22 protein-coding genes are annotated in these 21,258 nt (G+C 67.6%); 13 read left to right on the forward strand and 9 right to left on the reverse strand.

Going from position 1 to position 21,258, the window contains the following annotated elements; translation table 11 throughout:
* Positions 1-77: 77 nt before the first annotated feature.
* The gene (prmC, locus tag AC13GA_RS01920) at positions 78-935 is read left to right on the forward strand and encodes a peptide chain release factor N(5)-glutamine methyltransferase (RefSeq protein WP_136639797.1); all 858 of its coding nucleotides are present in this window, start codon (positions 78-80) and stop codon (positions 933-935) included.
* A 48-nt stretch (positions 936-983) separates the two neighbouring features.
* Positions 984-1,925 (forward strand): prolyl aminopeptidase, encoded by a 942-nt coding sequence (gene pip / locus AC13GA_RS01925; RefSeq protein ID WP_046985204.1) that lies wholly within the window; start codon positions 984-986, stop codon positions 1,923-1,925.
* A gap of 142 nt (positions 1,926-2,067) precedes the next feature.
* Here the strand turns inward: pip and AC13GA_RS01930 are convergent, their stop codons facing one another.
* Complete coding sequence (locus AC13GA_RS01930) at positions 2,068-2,952, reverse strand: LysR family transcriptional regulator (protein ID WP_482997691.1); 885 nt, start codon at positions 2,950-2,952, stop codon at positions 2,068-2,070.
* Between the two features lie 105 nt (positions 2,953-3,057).
* Between AC13GA_RS01930 and AC13GA_RS01935 the strand changes: the two genes are divergently transcribed.
* Positions 3,058-4,470, forward strand: a complete 1,413-nt coding sequence (locus AC13GA_RS01935) for an MFS transporter (RefSeq protein WP_482997432.1) — start codon at positions 3,058-3,060, stop codon at positions 4,468-4,470.
* A gap of 65 nt (positions 4,471-4,535) precedes the next feature.
* On the opposite strand, the gene AC13GA_RS01940 is transcribed toward AC13GA_RS01935, so the two are convergent.
* The 4 genes from AC13GA_RS01940 to AC13GA_RS01955 are packed head-to-tail and all read right to left on the reverse strand — an operon-like array spanning position 4,536 to position 7,429.
* The gene (locus tag AC13GA_RS01940) at positions 4,536-5,333 is read right to left on the reverse strand and encodes an N-formylglutamate amidohydrolase (RefSeq protein ID WP_482997433.1); all 798 of its coding nucleotides are present in this window, start codon (positions 5,331-5,333) and stop codon (positions 4,536-4,538) included.
* On the reverse strand, positions 5,326-5,880 hold the full coding sequence (locus AC13GA_RS01945) for an NUDIX hydrolase (protein ID WP_046985207.1): 555 nt from the start codon (positions 5,878-5,880) through the stop codon (positions 5,326-5,328). Before AC13GA_RS01945 ends, AC13GA_RS01940 begins: the two co-directional genes overlap by 8 nt.
* Positions 5,877-6,854: a 5'-3' exonuclease gene (locus AC13GA_RS01950; protein WP_482997434.1), complete on the reverse strand. Its 978-nt coding sequence runs from the start codon at positions 6,852-6,854 to the stop codon at positions 5,877-5,879. The genes AC13GA_RS01945 and AC13GA_RS01950 overlap by 4 nt, the downstream gene beginning before the upstream one ends.
* Positions 6,851-7,429 (reverse strand): nitroreductase family protein, encoded by a 579-nt coding sequence (locus AC13GA_RS01955; RefSeq protein WP_046985227.1) that lies wholly within the window; start codon positions 7,427-7,429, stop codon positions 6,851-6,853. The genes AC13GA_RS01950 and AC13GA_RS01955 overlap by 4 nt, the downstream gene beginning before the upstream one ends.
* Before the next feature lie 331 nt (positions 7,430-7,760).
* Here AC13GA_RS01955 and AC13GA_RS01960 point away from each other — a divergent pair, with 331 nt between their 5' ends.
* The gene (locus AC13GA_RS01960) at positions 7,761-10,082 is read left to right on the forward strand and encodes a PacR family protein (protein WP_482997435.1); all 2,322 of its coding nucleotides are present in this window, start codon (positions 7,761-7,763) and stop codon (positions 10,080-10,082) included.
* A 52-nt stretch (positions 10,083-10,134) separates the two neighbouring features.
* Complete coding sequence (locus tag AC13GA_RS01965) at positions 10,135-11,214, forward strand: NAD(P) transhydrogenase subunit alpha (RefSeq protein WP_337303137.1); 1,080 nt, start codon at positions 10,135-10,137, stop codon at positions 11,212-11,214.
* A gap of 77 nt (positions 11,215-11,291) precedes the next feature.
* On the opposite strand, the gene AC13GA_RS01970 is transcribed toward AC13GA_RS01965, so the two are convergent.
* From AC13GA_RS01970 to AC13GA_RS01980, 3 genes are read right to left on the reverse strand one after another with little or no spacing between them, the layout of a single operon-like run.
* Positions 11,292-11,753 (reverse strand): DUF3106 domain-containing protein, encoded by a 462-nt coding sequence (locus tag AC13GA_RS01970; RefSeq protein WP_136639801.1) that lies wholly within the window; start codon positions 11,751-11,753, stop codon positions 11,292-11,294.
* Between the two features lie 4 nt (positions 11,754-11,757).
* On the reverse strand, positions 11,758-12,084 hold the full coding sequence (locus AC13GA_RS01975) for a DUF3379 domain-containing protein (RefSeq protein ID WP_136639802.1): 327 nt from the start codon (positions 12,082-12,084) through the stop codon (positions 11,758-11,760).
* Complete coding sequence (locus AC13GA_RS01980; RefSeq protein WP_136639803.1) at positions 12,081-12,665, reverse strand: RNA polymerase sigma factor; 585 nt, start codon at positions 12,663-12,665, stop codon at positions 12,081-12,083. The genes AC13GA_RS01975 and AC13GA_RS01980 overlap by 4 nt, the downstream gene beginning before the upstream one ends.
* Positions 12,666-12,763: 98 nt before the next feature.
* On the opposite strand from AC13GA_RS01980, the gene AC13GA_RS01985 reads away from it, so the two are divergent.
* Together AC13GA_RS01985 and AC13GA_RS01990 are read left to right on the forward strand one after the other, a co-directional pair.
* On the forward strand, positions 12,764-13,084 hold the full coding sequence (locus AC13GA_RS01985) for an NAD(P) transhydrogenase subunit alpha part 2 (RefSeq protein WP_046985213.1): 321 nt from the start codon (positions 12,764-12,766) through the stop codon (positions 13,082-13,084).
* On the forward strand, positions 13,081-14,541 hold the full coding sequence (locus AC13GA_RS01990) for an NAD(P)(+) transhydrogenase (Re/Si-specific) subunit beta (RefSeq protein WP_482997436.1): 1,461 nt from the start codon (positions 13,081-13,083) through the stop codon (positions 14,539-14,541). The genes AC13GA_RS01985 and AC13GA_RS01990 overlap by 4 nt, the downstream gene beginning before the upstream one ends.
* 88 nt (positions 14,542-14,629) lie before the next feature.
* Here the strand turns inward: AC13GA_RS01990 and AC13GA_RS01995 are convergent, their stop codons facing one another.
* Positions 14,630-15,049, reverse strand: a complete 420-nt coding sequence (locus AC13GA_RS01995) for a hypothetical protein (RefSeq protein ID WP_295380482.1) — start codon at positions 15,047-15,049, stop codon at positions 14,630-14,632.
* Positions 15,050-15,171: 122 nt separating this feature from the next.
* Here AC13GA_RS01995 and sufT point away from each other — a divergent pair, with 122 nt between their 5' ends.
* The 6 genes from sufT to AC13GA_RS02025 all read left to right on the forward strand — a co-directional run bounded on the left by sufT (position 15,172) and on the right by AC13GA_RS02025 (position 21,183).
* Entirely contained in the window at positions 15,172-15,723 is a 552-nt protein-coding gene (gene sufT, locus AC13GA_RS02000; protein ID WP_004144911.1) for a putative Fe-S cluster assembly protein SufT, read from the forward strand.
* A 59-nt stretch (positions 15,724-15,782) separates the two neighbouring features.
* Positions 15,783-16,877, forward strand: a complete 1,095-nt coding sequence (locus tag AC13GA_RS02005) for a branched-chain amino acid aminotransferase (protein ID WP_046985216.1) — start codon at positions 15,783-15,785, stop codon at positions 16,875-16,877.
* A gap of 173 nt (positions 16,878-17,050) precedes the next feature.
* Positions 17,051-17,707, forward strand: coding sequence for a hypothetical protein (locus tag AC13GA_RS02010; RefSeq protein WP_253078071.1), 657 nt, complete (start codon positions 17,051-17,053; stop codon positions 17,705-17,707).
* Positions 17,704-18,039 carry a transcriptional regulator gene (locus AC13GA_RS02015; protein WP_253078072.1) on the forward strand — a complete coding sequence of 112 codons (336 nt, stop codon included), beginning with the start codon at positions 17,704-17,706 and terminating at the stop codon, positions 18,037-18,039. Before AC13GA_RS02010 ends, AC13GA_RS02015 begins: the two co-directional genes overlap by 4 nt.
* A 1-nt stretch (position 18,040) precedes the next feature.
* Positions 18,041-19,063: a M23 family metallopeptidase gene (locus AC13GA_RS02020; RefSeq protein WP_482997437.1), complete on the forward strand. Its 1,023-nt coding sequence runs from the start codon at positions 18,041-18,043 to the stop codon at positions 19,061-19,063.
* Positions 19,064-19,443: 380 nt separating this feature from the next.
* Positions 19,444-21,183: a S8 family peptidase gene (locus AC13GA_RS02025; protein WP_004144921.1), complete on the forward strand. Its 1,740-nt coding sequence runs from the start codon at positions 19,444-19,446 to the stop codon at positions 21,181-21,183.
* The last annotated feature ends 75 nt before the right edge of the window (positions 21,184-21,258 follow it).

Raw genomic sequence — 21,258 nt, forward strand, 5'->3', positions numbered from 1 at the left:
TTTGTAGCGTCGAGCCACGCTCGGCTGGGTCTACCGCGAACAGCAGCCGAGCATGGGCTCGGCTCTACAATTGCGGAATGCCTTTCCAACCCGAACCCTCCCTGCGCCAGGTCGTGGCCGAGGCCAGTGCCCGCCTCGGCGGCGTAGAGGCCCGCCACGAGGCCGAACTGCTGCTGCTGCACGTGCTGGACCGCCCACGCAGCTGGCTGTTCGCGCATGCCACCGATCCGCTGGCCACCGCCGATCAGGCTGCCTTCGAAGCGTTGCTGGCACGCCGCGTGGCCGGCGAGCCGGTGGCCTATCTGACCGGTCGCCGCGGTTTCTGGACGTTGGATCTGGAAGTCGACCCGGCCACCCTGATTCCGCGACCGGAGACCGAACTGCTGGTCGAGCTGGCGCTGGAGCGCCTGCCGCCGGAACGCACGCTGCAGCTGGCCGACCTCGGTACCGGCAGCGGTGCCATCGCTCTGGCCCTGGCCAGCGAGCGGCCACAGGCCCAGGTGCTGGCCACCGATGCCAGCCCGGGTGCACTGGCTGTGGCTGCGCGCAATGCGGCCCGCCATGAGCTGCGCAACGTCCGCTTCGCCGAGGGCGGGTACGACTGGTATGCGCCGCTGCAGGGCGCGCGCTTCGACCTGATCGCCAGCAATCCCCCGTATATCGCCAGCGATGATCCGCACCTGGAACAGGGCGACCTGCGTTTTGAACCGGCCACCGCACTGTCTTCCGGCGTGGATGGCCTGGACGACATCCGCCGCATCGTCGATGGTGGCCAGGCCCACCTGCTGCCCGGCGGCTGGCTGCTGATCGAGCACGGTTGGGACCAGGGCGCCGCGATCCGCGCGCTGTTCGAGGCGGCGGGTTTCACCGATGTGCAGACCGTGCAGGACCTGGAGCAGCGCGACCGGATCACCCTGGGCCAGCGTCCGGCCTAGAATGGAGGTTCTCCTGCCCCGGCAGGGCATCACCCTGGAGCTGCAAGCATGCGTACGCTGTACCCCGCCATCACCCCCTACGACGTCGGCACCCTGAAGGTCGACGACCGCCACACGCTGTACTTCGAACAGTGCGGCAACCCGGACGGCAAGCCGGTGGTGATGCTGCACGGTGGCCCGGGCGGTGGTTGCAGCGACAAAATGCGCCAGTTCCACGACCCGTCCAAGTACCGCATCATCCTGTTCGACCAGCGCGGCGCCGGTCGTTCCATCCCGCACGCCGACCTGGTGGACAACACCACCTGGGACCTCGTCGCCGATATCGAGAAGCTGCGCGAGCATCTGAAGGTCGATCGCTGGCAGGTGTTCGGCGGCAGCTGGGGCTCGACCCTGGCGCTGGCCTACGCCGAAACCCATCCGCAGCGAGTGACCGAACTGGTCCTGCGCGGCATCTTCATGCTGCGTCGCTGGGAGCTGGAATGGTTCTACCAGGAAGGCGCCAACCGCCTGTTCCCGGATGCGTGGGAGCACTACCTGAAGCCGATCCCGTCGGTGGAACGTCATGACCTGATCTCGGCCTTCCACCGCCGCCTGACCAGTGAAGACGAAACCACCCGCCTGGAAGCGGCAAAGGCGTGGGCGGTGTGGGAAGGCGCGACCAGCTTCCTGCATGTGGACGACGACTTCATCAACAGCCACGAAGACCCGCATTTCGCGCTGGCCTTCGCACGCATCGAGAACCACTACTTCGTCAACGGTGGCTTCTTCGAAGTGGAAGACCAGCTGCTGCGCGACGCGCACCGCATCGCCGACATCCCGGGCGTGATCGTGCATGGCCGCTACGACGTGGTCTGCCCGCTGGCCAACGCCTGGGACCTCACCAAGGTCTGGCCGAAGGCGAAGCTGGAAATCACCCCGGCGTCGGGTCACTCGGCGTTCGAAGCCGAGAACGTGGACGCGCTGGTGCGCGCGACGGACAGCTTCGCCTGATTGCAGGTAGTGCCGGCCGCTGGCCGGCAACGCCTTACCGGTAGCGCCGGGCCATGCCCGGCGGCATTCCATTCCGCCGCCGCAATGCGGCTCGCCGGGCATGGCCCGGCGCTGCCAACGCTCATCCACGCAAGGCGTGGATCTACCAATCCCCGGCCAGCAACGCGTCGGCCAGCACCTGCAGTTTCGGTGAATGCTGCCGCGAAGGCGGATAGATCAACGACAGCGCGCGGCTGCGGCCTTCAAACGGCTGCAGCACGCGCTGCAGGCGGCCATCGGCCAACGCGTCGGCCACCGCGAAATCCATCACCTGCACGATGCCGATGCCCGCAATCGCTGCCTCCACCAACGGGTCGCCGCAGTCAAACACCATCCGCGTCGGCGGCGTGACCTCGCGCAGCTGCCCGTCCTGCAGGAACTGCCAGTCCACCAGCCGGCCGCTGCGCAGGTTGCGCACCGCCAGGCAGGCGTGATCCTGTAGCGCCGCCACATCGACCGGCGCGCCGCAGCGGGTCAGGTAACCCGGGCTTGCCACCGTCACCCAGCGCAGTGGCTTCAACGGACGCGCCACCATGCGCTGATCAGCGATGGTGCCGGTGCGCAGGGCGGCGTCGAAGCCTTCCTCCACCAGATCCACCAGGCGGTCGCTGAGCACCGCTTCCACCTGCAGGTGCGGATGCTGCTGCAGCAACGGCCCAAGCAAAGGCACCAGCACCCTGCGCCCGAACATCGACGGCGCGCTGATCTTCAGCGTGCCTGAGGGCGTGCACGGACGGTCGGCCAACTGCCGCTCGGCATCGTCGAGGCCGGCCAGCAGCGGCGACACCTGTTCGACGAATTGGCGGCCGTCCGGAGTCAGTGCCACGTTGCGGGTGTTCCGCTGCAGCAGCTTCACTCCCAGGCTGGCCTCCAGCCGCCCGATCGCGCGCGACAGGCCGGATTGGCTCAGGCCGAGCTGGCCGGCGGCCACGGTGAAGCTGCGGGCTTCGGCCACCTGCACCAACATGCGCACTGCGTTGAGGTCCATCGAGGCTGCATTCATGCTGAAAATCATGACAGATATGGTCGCTTAGGGGTTTATTGATTGGGCTGCATCAATGAGACTGCGTTCCCCCACCGTGCCAGACCGCCGATGCCTCCCCTCAAATACCCGCGCTGGGCGCTGACCCTGCTCGCCACCGCCCAGCTGATCATCGCCCTGGATGCCACCATCATTTTCGTCGCCCTGCATGACATGGGGCGCGCGCTGCAGATCAATGCGCAGCAGCTGCAATGGGTGGTCAGTGCCTACACCGTGGCCTTCGGTGGCAGCCTGCTGCTGGGCGGGCGCGCCGCCGACCTGATTGGCCGCCGTCGCTTCTACCGGCTGGGCATGCTGCTGTTCGCGCTGGCCTCGCTGCTCGGCGCGCTGGCGCCGAATGCCACGCTGTTGATCATCGCGCGCGCCGCGCAAGGCGTCGGGGCGGCGCTGCTGTTCCCGGCCACGCTGGCGCTGATCAACACGCTGTACGCCGAAGGCCCGGTGCGCAATCGTGCGCTGGCGATCTGGAGCATGGCCAGCGCAGTTGGTCTGGCGCTGGGCACGCTGCTTGGTGGCGTGCTGACCCAGGCGTTCGGCTGGCCGGCAGTGCTGGCGGTGATCGTGCCGCTGGCCACCGCCTGCGCGCTTGCTGCCGGTGCGTGGCTGCCGGCCGACGGCCCGCGCGTGCACGGCCGTTCCTTCGACCTGGCCGGTTGCCTCACCGTCACCGCCGGCGGCAGCCTGCTGGTTACCACCTTGGTGCAGGGCCCGGAATGGGGCTGGGCTGCGCCGGCCACGCTCATCTGCCTGCTGCTGTCAGCCGTACTGTTGACGGTGTTCGTGCAGATCGAAAAGCGCAGCCGTGACCCGCTGATGCAGTTCGCGCTGCTGCGCTTGCCCGGCCTGCGCGCGGCGCTCGGTCTGACCTTCGCCTTCATGAGCAGCTATGGCGTGCAGTACTACTTCCTGGCGCTCTACTTCCAGGATGGTTATGGCTGGAGCCCGCTGCAGGCCGGCATGGCCTTCCTGCTGCCGACATTGGTGTGCACCTTCGGCATCCGCATTGCCGAACGCATGCTGCGGCGCCGTTCGCCACGGCAGGTGCTGGCCTGGGGCTTCGCCGCCGGTGCCATCGGCATCACCGCGGTGGCGCTGGCGATGCCGCATGGCGCCAGCTACTGGCCGCTGCTGCCGGGCATCGTGGTGCTCAGCGTGGGCCAGGGCATGAGCTGGACGGCGATGTGGATCGTGGCCGGGCACGGCGTGCCGGGGCCGCAGCAGGGTGTGGCGTCCGGCATGGCCGCCACCGCACAGCAGATCGGCGGCGCGTTGGGACTGGCGGTACTGGTGATGGTGGCCAACGCCGCGCGCGGCACGCAGGCGGCAACCAGTCCTGATGCGCTGCAGGGCATGGTCAATGCACAGTACGGCGCCGCGCTGTTCGCCGCGTTCGGCGTGGTCATCGCGCTGGGCCTGCGCCCGGCAACAGTAGTGGTGCCGGCCGCTGGCCGGCAAACACAATGATCCAACTACCCTGAGGTTGCCGGCCAGCGGCCGGCACTACCAACCCCGGATGGATCCACGCGCGTTCAACCCAATGCCAGCAACTGCGGCTGCAACGCGCTGAAGATCCGCGCCAGCCGCTGCGCCCACGCCAGCTGCCCGGCGGCATCGGCGATCAGATCCTGGCGGATTTCCAGTTCCACATGCACCAGACCGCGGCCCTCGCCATGCACAGGTACCGCGTAGTCGCTGGTGCTGCTGACCGAATACGGTTCGTTGTCACCCACCACCAGATCGCCTTCCTCGCGCAGTGCCTGCAGCAAGGCATGGGCAAAACGCGTGTCCTGGTGGTACAGCACGCCGGCATGCCACGGTCGCTGTGCGCCGTTCATCGCCGGGGTGAAGCTGTGCATCATGACCAGCAGGGTGGGGCGACCGGCATCGCGGCGTGCGTCCAGTTCCGCGTCGATGCGTGCGTGGTACGGCGCGTGGACAGCATCAATGCGCTGCTGCCGCTGCGCCGCCGACAGCCCGGCGTTGCCCGGTACCACGGTGTGGTCGCTCACTTCCGGAATCAGCGTCGGCGAGGCCAGCGGGCGGTTGCAGTCGATCAGCAGCCGCGAATAGATCTGTTCGATTGCCCAGGCATCCAGCCGTTCGGCCAGTGCGCGGGTGGTGCCGGCAATGCCGATGTCCCAGCCGATGTGGCGATCCAGTTCGACCTGCGGCAAGCCCAGGCCGGCGAGGGCGCGCGGCACCTGCTGGCCGGCGTGGTCGGCCAGCAGCAGGTACGGCGAAGCGCCCTGCGGCCGGTGGATCGTGTAGATCGCAGGATCACCGGCACCCAGCAGCGCCGGTAGTGAGTGCAGGTCGGCGTCAGCCACGTGGGCGCCCGTCCAGGTGATGCTCGATCATCCACAGGCCGGCCCAGAGCTTGGCGTCCAGCTCGTAGCCTTCGCCCATCTTCTGCACCAGCCACGCCGCCGCCTGTGCACGCGGGATCTCGTGCACGGTGATGTCCTCGCTGTCATCGCCTCCACCTTCGCCGATCCGGCGCAGGCCGGTGGCACGGACGAAGGCGATCTTCTCGCTGCTGGCGCCGGAGGACGTCGGGCCGATCATCAGCACTTCGGCGTGATCGGCGGTCCAGCCGGTTTCTTCTTCCAGTTCGCGTACGGCCGAGACCTCGATCGATTCGCCGGCATCGACGTCGCCGACCAGGCCGGCCGGCATCTCGATGGTGGGCGCCTGCAGCGGCACGCGGAACTGTTCGACGAACAGCACCTTGTCCTCCGGGGTAACGGCGATGATGATCGCCGCCAGGCCACCGGCGTGGGTGCGTTCGCTGTATTCCCAGGTGCCACGCACGACCATGCGCTGGTACTTGCCTTCGTAAACAACGCGCGGTGCTTCGGTGTTTCTCTGGCTCATGCGGGCTCGCTGGAAGTGGGGAAAGGGTCGGACATGCCGGCTGTGGTGGCAGCGCCGGGATCGTTCACGCCTGCGGCGTTGAACAGGCGGCGGCGGGTCAGCGGGCCGAAGCGCAGCGCCTGGCACAGGCCGCCCAGCAGTTCCGGGTCGGCTGACTGCCGCAGCAGGCCGGGCTGGCAGCCTTTCAGCGGCGCGTCCAGGGCAATGGTGGTCAGCTGCCGCCAGAGCTGGGCGTGCTCGCGCTGTTCGCGCAGGCGCACGGCCATCTGGGCGGCGCCGCGCAGGCGCAGGAAGGGCACTTCGTCCAGGCGTTCGTACAACGCGTCCAGGCTGCCGAAATGGGCCAGCAGTACCGCCGCCGACTTGGTGCCCACGCCGCTGATGCCGGGAATGTTGTCCACCGCATCGCCGCACAGCGCGAGGTAATCGGCGATCTGGTGCGCATGCACGCCGTGCCGCGCCTTCACCCCGGCTACGTTCCAGCGCTGGTTGCGTGCGTAATCCCACTGCTCATCGTGGTCCAGCAGCAGCTGCGACAGGTCCTTGTCGGCGGAGATGATCAGGCCACGATGGCTGTGCCGGTGCTGGTGCAGCGCGCTGCCGATCAGGTCGTCGGCTTCGTAATCGTGGTGTGCCAGCACCACCAGGCCCAGCGCCGCGCACAGGGCCTTGCAGTGCACGAACTGGCGCTTCAGCGCTTCCGGCGCCGGGTCGCGGTTGGCCTTGTAGGCCGCATACAGGCGATGGCGGAAGCCACTGTCCAGCGCCTCGTCGAAGGCGATGGCGATGTGCCGGGGGCGTTCGCGCTCGAGCAGGTCCAGCAGGAAGCGGGCGAAGCCGTGCACGGCGTTGGTCGGCCAGCCCTGGCTGTCCTGGAACTCGTCCGGCAGCGAATGCCAGGCGCGGAACACATAGATGCTGGCATCGACCAGATAAAGCGGCGGCGGCACCGGCGGAACACTTACGGCGCTCACTGCCCGGTCCAGTCCTGCAGCAGGGCGGCGGCGTCGGGGCGCTCGCGCTCGGGCACTTCGGCCTTCGGCGTGCCGATGTGGATGAAGCCGGCGATGCCCTCGCCCTCGGCCAAGCCCAGATGGGCATGCACGGCTGGATCGAAGGCCATCCATGCGGTCAGCCATTGCGCACCGAAGCCCAGCGCCTGCGCGGCCTGCAGCAGGGCGAAGCAGACGCAGCCGGCGGTCATCAGCTGTTCCTGCTCGGGCACCTTCGGGTCCGGGCGCGGGCTGGTCACCACCACGATCACCAACGGCGCATGGCTGAAACGCTGGCGGTCTTTCTCGAACACGGCGTCGCCCGCGTGCGGGTCGCGCTGGCGGCTGCGCTCTGCCAGGAAGTCGCCCAGAGTGTGACGTGCATCGCCAGCGATCTTCAGGAAGCGGAACGGCACGCGCTTGCCGTGGTCAGGCACACGCACCGCGGAGACCAGCATCCGCTGCAGAGTAGCCGGGTCCGGTCCAGGCTCGCCCAGTTGCCGCGAGGGCACTGAGCGGCGGGCATCCAGGGCGAGCAGGGCGGCGGGGTCGGGCATGGAGTCTGAACCGGTCATCACGGGTGTTTGATTATAGTCGGGGTGGTCAAAGACGCCGTTTGTGTCGCGTCCGGACCTTGAATATCAAACTGTGATGAACGTCATGCCACTGGCGGGAAAAGGACGGCCGCTTCCCCTCGCCTCGCAGGCCTTGCACGGCTTACGATATCTATCTTGCCGGGCCGCCGGTCATGAGGTTTGAAGTGAGGACTGTTTCACTGTCCGTGATGGGCTGGCCGGCCTACCATCGACGTACCGGTACATGGGGTGTACCGGTCGTCGCGATGTCCATGCTGTCTGTCGAACCAGAGAAGGTGGGGAGCCTTCCCGAATGATGAGCGCGCCCACACCGATGGGATCGCCGGGCCGTGACCCGGCACAGCTCCAGCGTGCCCGGGAGGTGGTCCTGCCTGCCCTGTGCCAGGCCTTCGGGGCCGCACTGGCGCGTTTCGACGATGCCCTGTTCGACCGTGCCGGCAATGCCGGCTCGTCGCAGCTGTTGTTCCTTGATGCGATGCGCGAACTGCGCCGCCGCCGCGAGGACATTGCTGCCGCCTTCGCCAGCCACCTGCAGCTGGCCTGGGATGCGTTGGCCAACGGTGAGCCGCTGTCGGCCGAGGCGACCCTGTCGGGTCCGGCCGAGGACAGCCTCAGCCTGCTGGATGAACACGTACTGGAATCGCGGCTGGCGGTGCGCAACTTCGCCACCGTGCTGCTGCGCGACTTCAAGCCGGTGCTGGCGCGGCTGGATCGCCGCCTGGGCCGGCTGATCGGTGGACCCGAACTGGATGCCGACCACAACCCGATCAGCCCCGAGCACCTGGGCGTGGCCATCCACGAAGCCTTTGCCGGCTGCGAGCTGGCCCCGGAAGTGCATCTGGTGCTGATCAAGCTGTGCGAGCGCGACCTGCGCGCGCCGGTGGGCCGCATCTACGAGAAGCTGGACGAACAACTGGCTGCTGCCGGGGTGATGTCGCAGATGGGGGCGCAGCAGCGTCCGTTGTCAGCCGCGCCCGAGCCGCGCGTGCCTTCAGGCCTGGACGATCTGGTCGAGCAGCGTCAGGGCGTGGGCTTCGATGCTGAATCCGGCGATGACGAACAGGCCGCACCGGCGTGGGCGCAGCGCTTCGCCGCACGCTGGTCCGAGCGCCGCGGCCACATGCAGCAGCATCTGGCTGGCGAAGACGGCGGAACCGGCGAGGCCTACGTGGGCCAGCAGGGCATGCTGCTGGAAGCGCTGCACGAACTGCTGCAGCAGACCCGCCATGTGCGCGAGGATGCAACGTCGGCCGCACAGGTTGCAGTTGGCCAGCATCGCCCGTTGAGCCAGCGCGAGATGATGTCGGTGTTGTCGCTGCTGCAGGCCACGCCCAGCGCGACCCTGCGCGCAGCCATCGGTGAGGACGGCGAATCGCTGGCGCAGCGGCTGAAGAGCGAAGTCCTGTCCAGCGCCACCCGGCTTGGCGTCGACCCCGGCCAGAGCCGGCTGGATCCGCAGGACGAAGATGCGATCGACCTGGTCGGCATGTTGTTCGACGTGATGCTGGACGAACGCGAGCTGGAGGGCCGCTCGCGCGAACTGATCGGCCGTCTGGTGGTGCCCTTCGTCAAGGTCGCCATGCTTGATCGCCGCATGTTCGTGCAGAAGACCCACCCGGCGCGCAAGCTGCTCAACTCGCTGGCCGAGGCCTGCGAAGGCAACACCGGCGAGAGCCAGGCAGAGCGCATGCTGATGGCCAAGGTCGAGGAAATCATCGAGCGCCTGGTGGCCGAGTTCAACGAGAACCTGGCCATCTTCCTGACCCTGGAAGAAGAGTTCCGCGAATTCCTCGTGCAGCATCGCCGCCGCGTGGAAATTGCCGAGCGTCGCGCCGCCGAAACGCAGCGTGGCCAGGAAAAGCTGGAAATGGCTCGCAGCCGTGCCGGCGCCGAACTGGACCGCCGCATCGGCGATGCTTCCCTGCCGCCGGCCATTGCCGAGTTTCTGCGCCAGCCGTGGCAGCACCACCTGACCCTGGCGCTGCTGCGCGAGGGCGAAGAAGGCGCGTCGGTGGCCGAGGCATTGAGCCTCGGCGACGGCCTCCTGGAGGAAGTGGCCGAGGCACGCCGGCAGATTGTCGGCAAGCCGTGGCTGCAGGCCTGGCAGCCGGTGCTGGCCAAGGTGTTTGCCAGCGTCGGCGTGCACGGCGATGCGGCTACCGGGGCGATCGACGCCTTGCATGACACGTTGAAGGGCATCGCCGAGTCGCGCCCGGAACTGCAGCGCGCGCTGCCGGAGCTGCCGCAGGTCGCATTGCCGGCGCCGCCGGTGGCCGAGTCGCCCGCAGTGGAGTTGAGCGGCCAGATCGACGCCGATGACTTCGACAATGCCGACGCCGATCGCTTCCGTCGCATGGAGATCGGTAACTGGCTGGACTTCGTCGACAAGGACGGCAAGGTCCAGGCCGGCAAGCTGTCCTGGGTCAGCCCGATTTCCTCGCGCCTGTTGTTCGTCAACCGCCGTGGCGTGCGCTTCTGCGTGGCTTCGCCGGAGGAACTGGCGGTGATGGTGCGGTTGGGCCGCCTGCGTGCCCACGTTGACGACGGCGCCTTCGACAGCGCCATGCAGGGCGTGATCGATCGGCTGGACCCGGGCAACGCCACCCTGCACTGAGCAGTGACGGCCTGCTAGGATCGGGAAAACACACCGATCAGCGGGGACCTGCATGGCCGTGGCGTTGCTGGGGATCAAGGAGTCCGCGCCGGGTGAACGGCGCGTAGCACTGACGCCGGAAACCGCGCGCAAGCTCGGCGCGCTGGGCGTCAGCGTCTGGTACGAAGCCGGTGCCGGCCTCGCTGCCGGTTTCACCGATGCTGCCTATGACGATGCCGGCGCGCGGGTCTTCGACGCCAGCCGTTGGGGCGAGATCGACATCCTGCTGTGCGTGCAGGCGCCGCCGGCGGCGGTGCTGGAGCAGCTCAAACCCGCCGCCAGCGTGGTCGGACTGCTGACCCCGGCCAGTGATCCGGCGCTTGCAGCATTGGCCGCTGACGACCGCCTGCACCTGTTCCCCCTGCAGCAGCTGCCACGCACCACCCGCGCGCAGGCGATGGACGTACTCAGTTCGCAGGCCGGCATGGCCGGTTACAAGGCCGCGCTGATCGCGGCCGAGCGCGCACCGCGCTTCTTCCCGATGCTGACCACGGCAGCCGGAACCGTGCGTCCGGCCAAGGTTCTGGTAATCGGTGCCGGCGTGGCCGGCCTGCAGGCCATCGCCACCGCGCGCCGGTTGGGTGCGCAGGTGGAAGGTTTCGACGTGCGTCCGGAAACCCGCGAGCAGATACAGTCGCTGGGGGCGCGTTTCCTCGACCTGGGCGTCAGCGCGGCAGGCGAAGGCGGTTACGCGCGTGCGCTGACCGATGAAGAGCGCGCCGAACAGCAGCGCCGGCTGGCCGACCATCTGCGTAGCGTGGATGTGGTGATCTGCACCGCAGCGGTACCGGGGCGACCGGCGCCGACGATCGTGACTGCCGCAATGGTGGAAGGCATGGCCACCGGCAGCGTGATCGTTGATCTGGCCGCCGAAAGTGGCGGCAACTGCGCGCTGACCCGGCCGGGTGAGTGCATCGAGCACCAGGGCGTGACCATCGATGGCCCGCTGGGGCTGGCCAGTCGCGGCGCGACCCAGGCCAGCGAGATGTACGCGCGCAACCTGCTGAATTTCGTCGCGTTGTTCGTGCGTGAGGGGCAGCTGGCGTTCGACTGGGACGACGAGCTGCTGGCGAAGACGCGCTGGCAGGCGTGACCCGGTAGCGCCGGGCCATGCCCGGCGAGCGCAGCGGAAGGCACTGGATCCGCCGGGCATGGCCCGGCGCTACCGTGTTACCGCGGCTTCGCCGGCGGCGGATTTTCCCGCACCCAGTCCTTGCGCTGTTCCGGCGTCATCTGTGACCAGCGCTCGCGCAGGGCGTCGCGCTGCGCCGGTGGCAAATCACGCATCTGGCCGAACAGGGCACGCGCCTGCTCGCGCTGCTCCGGGCTCATGTGTTCAAAGCGGCGTAGCCCACGGCGGGCCTTGTCGCGTTCCTCCGGACTCATCGATTGCCAACGCTGGCCATGCGAGAGCATGCGTTGGCGCTGGCCAGCGTCGGCGCTGTTCCAGCGGTCGCGCAGCGGCGCCAGCAGGGATTCGCGCTGGGCGTCGCTCAGTTGTTCCCATGCCGGCAGCGGTGCGGTCGGCACGGGACGCGGGGCAGGGGCGGGTGCGGCGCTCTGCGCCAGCGCCGGGACGGCCGGCAACAGCGACAGGGCCAGCAAGAGTGGCAGGGTATGCAGTCGGGACATGGGTTCACTCCATCGCCAGGTCGTTGTCGCCCAGCCACAGGTACAGATCAGGATTCTCGTCGTACAGCGCGCTGTTGTCTTCCACTGCCGCCAGCACCGGTGCTGGCGCAGGGCCCGTCAGCGTGCCATGGCCAGTGAACTGCAGGCCGATACCCAGTGCCACCACCAGCGAACAGGCGCTGGCCAGCCACCAGCGCCAGCGCCCGCGATGGGCCGCGCCGGCGCCATGGCGGGCCTGGCGCAGCCGTGCCAGCGTCGCCGGCGACAACGCCTGCAGCGACTGCGCGTGCAGGCTGCGCAGGGTGTCATCGGAAGGCAGGGGGCGGTTCACGGGTGGGTCTCCAGGTAGTCCTGCAGCGCTTGCCGGGCGCGTGCCAGATGGGTTTTTACCGCGCCTTCGCTGCAGCCCATGGCGCGGGCGGTGGTGGCCCCGTCCAGGTCCTGCAGCACGCGCAGGGTGAAGGCCTCGCGCTGGCGGGCGGGCAGGGTGCGCAGTGCCTGCACCAGCTGCTGGTACTGCTGGTGTTGCTCATGCGCCTGCGACGGGTCGGGGCCGGGGTCGGCCCAGTCGATCTCGCCGCCGTCGGCGTCCTGGTTGTCACGCCAGAACGGCAGGCGGAAGCGGCGCCGGCGCTGCAGGTCGATCACCCGCCGGCGCAGGATGCTCCAGAACAGCGGTGCCCATTCGGCGGCCGGCTTGTCGGCGTAGTCCAGCATGCGCAGCAGGGCATCCTGCACCGCGTCCAGCGCATCCTCGCGCTGGCGCAGGCCGGCCTCGGCGAAGCGGAACGCACGCGGGCCGACGCTGGCCAGGAACGCCTCCAGCGATGCCGGCAGGGCATCGGTCTCGGCGCTCGGGGGGAGGGGGCTGCTCACCAGCACAGGGTACGGTTCCTCGCTCGGGGTCACCATTGGCAACGCGTGAGCGCGGCTTTGGTTGACGCCGTGCGCGCGCCGGGTTCAGCCCATGGTTATGATGGGGCGACGAAGACAGAGCGGGAGCGTTGCCAGTGAGTGACGGGTTCGTAGCGCTGTACATCTTCATGCTGGCGGCCATTGCCGGCCACGTGATCATTTCGCGGGTGCCGGTGATCCTGCATACCCCGCTGATGTCGGGGTCCAACTTCATCCACGGCATCGTGCTGATCGGCGCGATGGTGGTGCTGGGTCACGCGCAGACGCCGCTGGAAAAGGCACTGGGCTTCCTGGCCGTGGTGCTCGGTGCCGGCAATGCCGCCGGTGGCTACGTGGTCACCGCACGCATGCTGGAAATGTTCAAGCCGAGTGCGCCCAAGCGCGACAAGGACGAACCGAAGGAGCCGCAGGCTTGAACATCAGCACCATCGAACTGCTCGATTGGCTGGTCAAGGCCAGCTACCTGGTCGCCGCCACGCTGTTCCTGCTCGGCCTTCAACGCATGGCCTCGCCGCTGACTGCACGCAGCGGCATCCGCTGGGCCGGGCTGGGCATGCTGCTGGCCACCGTGACCACCTTCTTCCTGCCCGAGCTGCACAACGTGCCGCTGATCCTGGTGGCGCTGCTGCTGGGCGCCGGCCTGGCGTGGTGGTCGGCCGGCAAGGTCGCCATCACCGACATGCCGCAGATGGTGGCCCTGTACAACGGCATGGGCGGCGGCTCGGCCGCGGCCATCGGTGCAGTGGAACTGTTGCGCTACGCCTTCCTCGCCAACCGCGATACCAGCCACTGGAGCGCACAGGCGCTGGCCGACCTCGCTGCCCGCCAACCCTCGGGCATGGTGCTGCTGCTGGCGGTGGTCGGCGCGGCCATCGGTGCGGTGTCGCTGTCCGGCTCGGTGATTGCCTGGGCCAAGCTCGACGGTCGCCTCGACAAGCGCGTGACCTGGCCCGGGCAGCAGGTGATGAACCTGGTGGTGGCACTGGCGGTGGTGGTGCTGGCGATCATCGCGGCCAGCACGCTCAACACCTGGGCGATCGTCGCCTTCTTCGTGCTGGCGCTGGCGCTGGGCGTGCTGATGACGCTGCCGATCGGTGGTGCCGACATGCCGGTGGTGATCTCGCTGTACAACGCGTTCACCGGCCTGGCGGTGTCGTTCGAAGGCTATGTGCTGGGCAACGAGGCGTTGATCATCGCCGGCATGATGGTCGGCGCGGCGGGCATCCTGCTGACCCGGCTGATGGCCAAGGCGATGAACCGGCCGATCCGCAACGTGCTGTTCTCCAACTTCGGCGGCGCTGCGGCGGGCGAGGCGCAGGCGATTTCCGGTTCGCAGAAGCCGATCGAAGCAGCTGACGTGGCGGCGATGATGGCCTTCGCCGAACGCGTGGTGATCGTGCCCGGCTACGGCATGGCCGTCGCCCAGGCCCAGCACAAGATCTGGGAGCTGGCACAGCGGCTGATCGCACGCGGGGTGAAGGTGAAGTTCGCGATCCACCCGGTGGCCGGACGCATGCCGGGGCACATGAACGTGCTGCTGGCCGAGGCCGGCGTGCCCTACGACCTGATCGCCGACATGGATGACATCAACCCGGAATTCGCCAACACCGACGTGGTGCTGGTGATCGGCGCCAACGATGTGGTCAATCCGGTCGCGCGTACCGACCCGGCCAGCCCCATTTACGGCATGCCGGTGCTGGATGTGGTCAACGCCCGCAACGTGGTGGTGATCAAGCGCGGCAAGGGCACTGGCTTTGCAGGCATTGAGAATGCGCTGTTCTACGCTGACAACACCCGCATGCTGTACGGCGATGGTGCAGAAGCCGCGGCCTCGCTGGTCAGTGAGCTGAAGGGGCTCGACGGGGGGCATTGAGGGAACGGGGTCGGATCCCTTTCCGCAGGAAAGGGCTCTGACCCCACATCCAACATCCGCCATCCACGCATGGTGTGGATCTACGCGCTCAGCGTGCCAGCCAGGCGCCCACAGCCACACCCAGGGCCAGCCACAGCCATTCCATCGCGCCATTGGCGAGGGTGATCAGCGTCCAGGCCAGGTGCGGACCCATCCGCGTGGTCGCATCCCACAGGTCCAGCCCGATCGAGCCACCCATCCAGGCGCTGGCGATGGTCCAGTTGGCCACCGCAGCCACCAGCAACGTGCCCAGCACCACCAGGGTGATGCGCAACCGGCCCGGCCCCAGCGTGCCCATGCGTAGCATGAACACCAGCTCCAGTGCGGTCACCACGGCCATCCAGCCGACCTGCCGGCCGGTCATCAGGGCCAGCACCATCCAGGCAAGGGGAGCAACAAGCAGGCCCAGCAGCAGCATGAGGGGCCAGAGCCAGGTCACGGTCCTGGCACGCGCGGCATTGGAGGACATCGAAGCTCCCTGAAAGTCATCCACAGGATACTGTGGTTTGCCGCAGTGCACCGGCGAGGGTAGGGCGGCTGGGCTAGAATGCCGTCTTGCGTGGCCTTGGCCACGGCCCCATATCGGTCCCCATGTATTCCCGTAGCAGCGAACCTGTCCACTTCGAACGCGATTGCGAGGCCGTGATGGTCCCGCAGGGCGACACCGTGACCCTGCCTGCCGGCAGCTATGGGTACATCACCCAAGCGCTGGGCGGCAGCTATTCGGTGTTCGTGGAAGGCAACCTGTTCCGTATCGCCGGCAAGGACGGTGACGCCATCGGCAAGGAGGCGCCGGCACCGCTGGAGCTGCCGGCCGATGCGACCGACGAGCAGGTGGAGCAGTTGGTGTGGCAGCAGCTGCGCACCTGTTTCGATCCGGAAATTCCGGTGAACATCGTCGAACTGGGCCTGGTCTACGAGGTCGAGATCAAGCACCTGGACGAAGGACAGCGCGAGATCGACGTAAAGATGACGTTGACCGCGCCGGCCTGCGGCATGGGCGACATCCTGGTCGACGACGTACGCAGCAAGCTTGAAATGATCCCGACGGTGGCCGAGGCCGACGTCGAGCTGGTGTTCGACCCGCCGTGGAACCAGCACATGATGTCCGAGGCTGCCCGGCTCGAGACCGGCATGCTTTGACCCACGGCCCGCAGTGACGCGGGCCCGGTACTACCCGCAACCAGAACAGGAAATCTCCGGTGTCCCAGTCCATTCCCAGCTTCGCCGTCACCCGTTCGGACCACCCGCGCAGCGCTGAAGAGCGCGCCCAGATCCTGGAGAAGCCGGGCTTCGGCCTGCACTTCACCGACCACATGGTGGAAGTGCGTTGGGACAAGGACACTGGCTGGCACAACGCCAACGTGCGTGCCTACGGTCCGCTGCAGCTGGACCCGGCCGCCGCGGTGCTGCATTACGGCCAGGAAATCTTCGAAGGCATCAAGGCCTACCGCCATGCCGACGGTTCGATCTGGACCTTCCGCCCGGATGCCAACGGCCGCCGCCTGCAGCGTTCGGCGCAGCGCCTGGCGCTGCCGGAACTGCCGGTGGAGATCTTCGTTGAATCGCTGAAGCAGCTGATCGCCGTCGACAGCGCCTGGGTGCCGTCGGCCGATGAGTCGAGCCTGTACTTCCGTCCGTTCATGATCGGCGACGAGGCCTTCCTCGGCGTGCGCGGCGCGCACAAGGCCGGCTACTACGTGATCGCCAGCCCGGCCGGCCCGTACTTCGCCAAGGGCGTGGCGCCCGTGTCGATCTGGCTGTCCACCGAGTACGCACGTGCGGCCAAGGGCGGCACCGGTGCCGCCAAGTGCGGTGGCAACTACGCCGCCTCGCTGCTGCCGCAGCAGAAGGCGCAGGCGCAGGGCTGCTCGCAGGTGCTGTTCCTCGACCCGGTCGAGGGCAAGTACCTGGAAGAACTGGGTGGCATGAACGTGTTCCTGGTCTACAAGGATGGCACCCTGGTCACCCCACAGCTGTCCGGCAGCATCCTCGAAGGCATCACCCGCGAGAGCATCCTGCAGCTGGCCCGCGACCGCGGCATGAAGGTCGAAGAGCGCAAGGTCAGCATCGACGAGTGGAAGCAGGGCGTGGCCTCCGGCGACATCGCTGAGGTGTTCGCCTGCGGTACCGCCGCAGTGGTCACCCCGATCGGCCAGCTCAAGGGCGAAGGCTTCTCGGTGGGCGACATCAATGCACCGGCTGGCGAAGTGACCATGTCGCTGCGCAAGGAACTGACCGACATCCAGTACGGCCGCCTGCCGGACCGCCACAACTGGCTGGTCAAGCTGGGCTGATCGCCCGCGTTGAACCTGTAGCGCCGGGCCATGCCCGGCGGCTCTTCTTGAAAGCCCGTCCCAGTGACGGGCTTTCTGCGTTGTGGCCCGCCCGTCGACCGCAGCAGACGGGCGCTTGACGCAAATAAGTTTGCGATGCAAACTTAATTCAAGCGACCCCGATGGAGCGTGTCATGCAGCAGCCGTCCGTCATTGATCCTTCCTCGCGCCTGCAGGCGTTGACCCGTGAATACTCGCGTTACTCGCGCAGTGCCGGTGGCCTGTCGGCGATCGCGGGCGGTGTTGCCTGTCTGGCATCCTTCCTTGCGGGCGCGCTGTTGCCGACCACCCTGACGCTGCGCGTCGTGCTGATCGCCGTACCGGTGCTGTGGATCGTCGGCAAGCAGTGGCTGGCGCGTCGCTACTACCAGCGTCTGGGCCAGGTCGAGGAGCAGGTGACGCCGGCCGAGCGCAACTTCCAGCGCTTCTTCATCGCCTTCACCGCCTTGGTGAGCGTGCTGGTGATCGGCAGCGTGCTGACCCGGCTGGCGCCGATGGGCGAACGCCCCTGGGACCTGCGCGCGATTGGCTACCTGGTCGTGGTGGCACTGTTGCCCTGGGTGGTGTGGCGCTGGCTGCGTACGCCGCTGGAGTTCATTGTGGGGGTATTCCTGCTTTGCCAGGCCGCGCTGGCCTTCACCGGGCAGGCGTATGGCTTCGGCGCGAGCACCGTCGTGTTCCCGCTGGCATCCATCGCACTGATCGTGGCCGGCTGGCGTGACCACCAGCGCTTCCAGCGGCTGCAGGTGGAGATGCGCGCGTTCATGGCGGCGCGGACGAACGTCGAATGACCCAGCTGCCTGATTCCCGAGCGCTGCTCCAGCTCGATCGCTTGATCCATGAGCCAGCACGCCTGCTGATCCTGTCGATCCTGGCAGGTGCCGAATCCGCCGAGTTCGGATTTGTCGAGCATCTCAGCGGGTTGAGCAAGGGCAACCTCTCCAGCCATCTGAGCAAGCTTGAAGCGGCAGGGTTGGTCGCCATCGACAAGTCGTTCCGCGGCAAGCGCCCACTGACCACCCTGCAGTTGACGCCGATGGGCCGCACTGCCCTGGCCCAGTACCGCACGCAGCTGGCGGCGATCGTTGCCGGCATTCCCGATCCGGATCGAAAGGACTCCTGACATGACATTGCTCCCGCGCCTGTTTGCGGTTCTGGTTGTTTCCTTTTCTGCCCTCACAGCCGTGGCCGCGGCCGCAGATCCGCGCCAACAGGGAGCTGCGCTGACCACGCAGTTCTACGAAGGGCACATCGACGCCCTGTGGGAACGGATGACGCCGCAGATGCGGGCGGGGCTGCAGTCTCCGCAGAACCTGGTGACGCTGCGCGAGCAGGTGCTGGCGGGTTGGGGCGCAGAAACCGAGCTGGTCAGTGAGAAGGTCGAGAAGGTTGATGGATTCGACACCTATCTGCGGCAGGCGCGCTTCGCCAGGAGCCCGGCCATCATCCAGGTGCTGTGGGCCATCGATGCCGACGGGCGGATCGGCGGCTTCTACATCCGCCCGCTCCAGACCACGCCGCCACAGGCCGCGGCGAGCGGGTTCCTCGACTACCAGACCCGCACACGGCTGCAGCTGCCGTTCGAGGATGAGTACTTCGTATTCTGGGGCGGGCGTAGCGTCGAACAGAACTACCATGCGGCCCATGCCGGTCAGCGCTTCGCGCTGGATCTGCTGGTGGTCCGCGATGGCCGCTCGCGCCGTGGCGATGGCCTGCGCAACGATGACTACTACTGCTTCGGTCGCCCGATCCTTGCGCCGGCTGACGGTACGGTGGTGGACGTGATCGAGGGTGTGGCCGACAACGTGCCGGGTCAGATGAATGCCGCCCAGCTCACCGGCAACCGCGTCATTCTCGATCACGGCAACGAGGAGTACTCGGTGCTGGCGCACCTTCGCCAGGGCAGCGTGCGCGTCGCGCAGGGGCAGGTTGTCCGCAGCGGCGCGCACCTCGGTGACTGTGGCAACAGCGGCAATTCCTCCGAACCGCACCTGCACTACCAGCTGCAGGCCGGGCCGGTGTTCGGTGTCGGCGAAGCGTTGCCGGCACAGTTCTCCGATTACATCGCCGATGGCCAGCCGGTTGCACGCGGCGAGCCGGTCAAAGGGCAGCGCATCCGGCCAGCGGACGTTCCGCGGGCGAAGTAGTCAGCGCGTCCGACCAGGGCCGGCCGGGGCACCGCCTGGATGCTGCGCGGTCGTTGCGGGGGGGGCGTGGACGCCGATGTCGGCAAAGTCATCACAGGACACGTGATGACCCAGTCAGGTGCGTGCAGGGCACGAGAAAGTTCCTTCACCTTCACAAACCCTCGACCCGAAAAGTCTCAGAACGAACATTTCATCTTGCTGAAAAGACGCTGAAAATCTTGTGGTGTCCGGTTTTGGTCATTAGCGTCATCTGCACGGCGGATCGTTAGGGGGATCCGCTGACTCGCCGGACTTCGAACCTCGCCAATGCAAGCCAGCCCATGGTTCGGGCCGGTGCTTCTGCCGATTCCGGCATTCACACCACAAGAAAGGGAAATACGATGTCCCAGGTAACGCAACCGCGTGTGCGTCGAGTGTGGGTGGTCCTTGGTGCGTCCGTTCTGTCATCGCTGCTGCTGGCCACGCCTGCGCTGGCCGGTGACGTCCAGCTCAGCGGCCTGCAGTCCGCGCAGACCCACCAGCGTTTCATCGTGAAGTACCGCGACGGCAGTGCCCCGGTGGCCAATACCACCGCACTGGCCTCTTCACTGAAGAGTGCCGCCGCCGGCCTGGCCAGCAGCCAGGGCCGCGCGCTGGGCCTGCAGCAGGTCCGCAAGTTGGCCGTCGGCCCGACCCTGGTCAAGACCGATCGTCCGCTCGACCAGGCCGAATCCGAGCAGCTGATGCGCAAGCTGGCCGCCGACCCGAACGTGGAATACGTCGAAGTCGACCAGATCATGCGCGCCACGCTGACCCCGAACGACACCCGCTTCAGCGAGCAATGGGGCTTCGGCACCTCCAATGCCGGCATCAACATCCGGCCGGCCTGGGACAAGGCCACCGGCACCGGCGTCGTAGTCGCGGTGATCGATACCGGCATCACCAACCATGCCGATCTCAACGCCAACATCCTGCCCGGCTATGACTTCATCAGCGACGCCGCGATGGCGCGCGACGGCAACGGCCGCGACAACAACCCGAACGATGAAGGTGACTGGTACGGCGACAACGAGTGCCAGGCCGGCTATCCGGGTTCCAACTCCAGCTGGCACGGTACCCACGTCGCCGGCACGGTGGCGGCGGTGACCAACAACAGCACCGGCGTGGCCGGTACCGCGTTCAACGCCAAGGTCGTGCCGGTGCGTGTGCTCGGCAAGTGCGGCGGCTACACCTCCGACATCGCCGACGCGATTGTGTGGGCTTCCGGCGGCAGCGTCAGCGGCGTGCCGGCCAATGCCAATCCGGCCGAAGTGATCAACCTCTCGCTCGGCGGTGGCGGCAGCTGCTCGACCACCTACCAGAACGCAATCAATGGCGCTGTCGGCCGTGGCACCACCGTGGTGGTCGCAGCCGGCAACAGCAACACCAACGTGTCCTCGTCGGTGCCGGCCAACTGCCCGAACGTGATCGCGGTGGCAGCCACCACCTCGGCCGGTGCGCGTGCCAGCTTCTCCAATTATGGCAACGGCATCGACATCTCGGCACCGGGCCAGGGCATCCTGTCCACCCTCAACAGCGGCACCACCACCCCGGGCAGCGCCAGCTACGCTTCGTACAACGGCACCTCGATGGCGGCACCGCACGTTGCCGGCGTGGTCGCACTGATGCAGTCCGTTGCCCCGAGCCCGCTGAGCCCGGCGCAGGTGGAGAGCATCATCAAGAGCACTGCACGTCCGCTGCCGGGCGCCTGCTCGGGTGGTTGCGGCGCCGGCATCATCGACGCCGACGCGGCCGTGGCTGCGGCGATCAACGGCGGTGGCCCGAACCCGGGCGGCAACGTGCTGCAGAACAACGTCCCGGTCACCGGCCTGGGCGCTGCCAGTGGCGCTTCATTGAGCTACACGGTCAACGTTCCGGCTGGCAGCACCCAGCTGCGCGTGGCGATCAGTGGCGGCAGCGGTGATGCCGACCTGTACGTGCGCCAGGGCAGTGCCCCGACCGATACCGCGTATACCTGCCGTCCGTACCTGAGCGGCAACAGCGAAACCTGCACCATCAACAGTCCGGCCGCCGGCACCTGGTATGTGCGGGTGAAGGCCTACAGCACCTTCTCGGGCCTGACCCTCAACGCCCAGTACTGAGCCCAAGCCCCTCTCCATGGGCACGCCCCGGCTCCGGCCGGGGCGTTTTCTCTTTGGGTAGGTGCCGACCCTGGT

Source organism: Stenotrophomonas sp. 22DLJC03, from assembly GCF_056861405.1.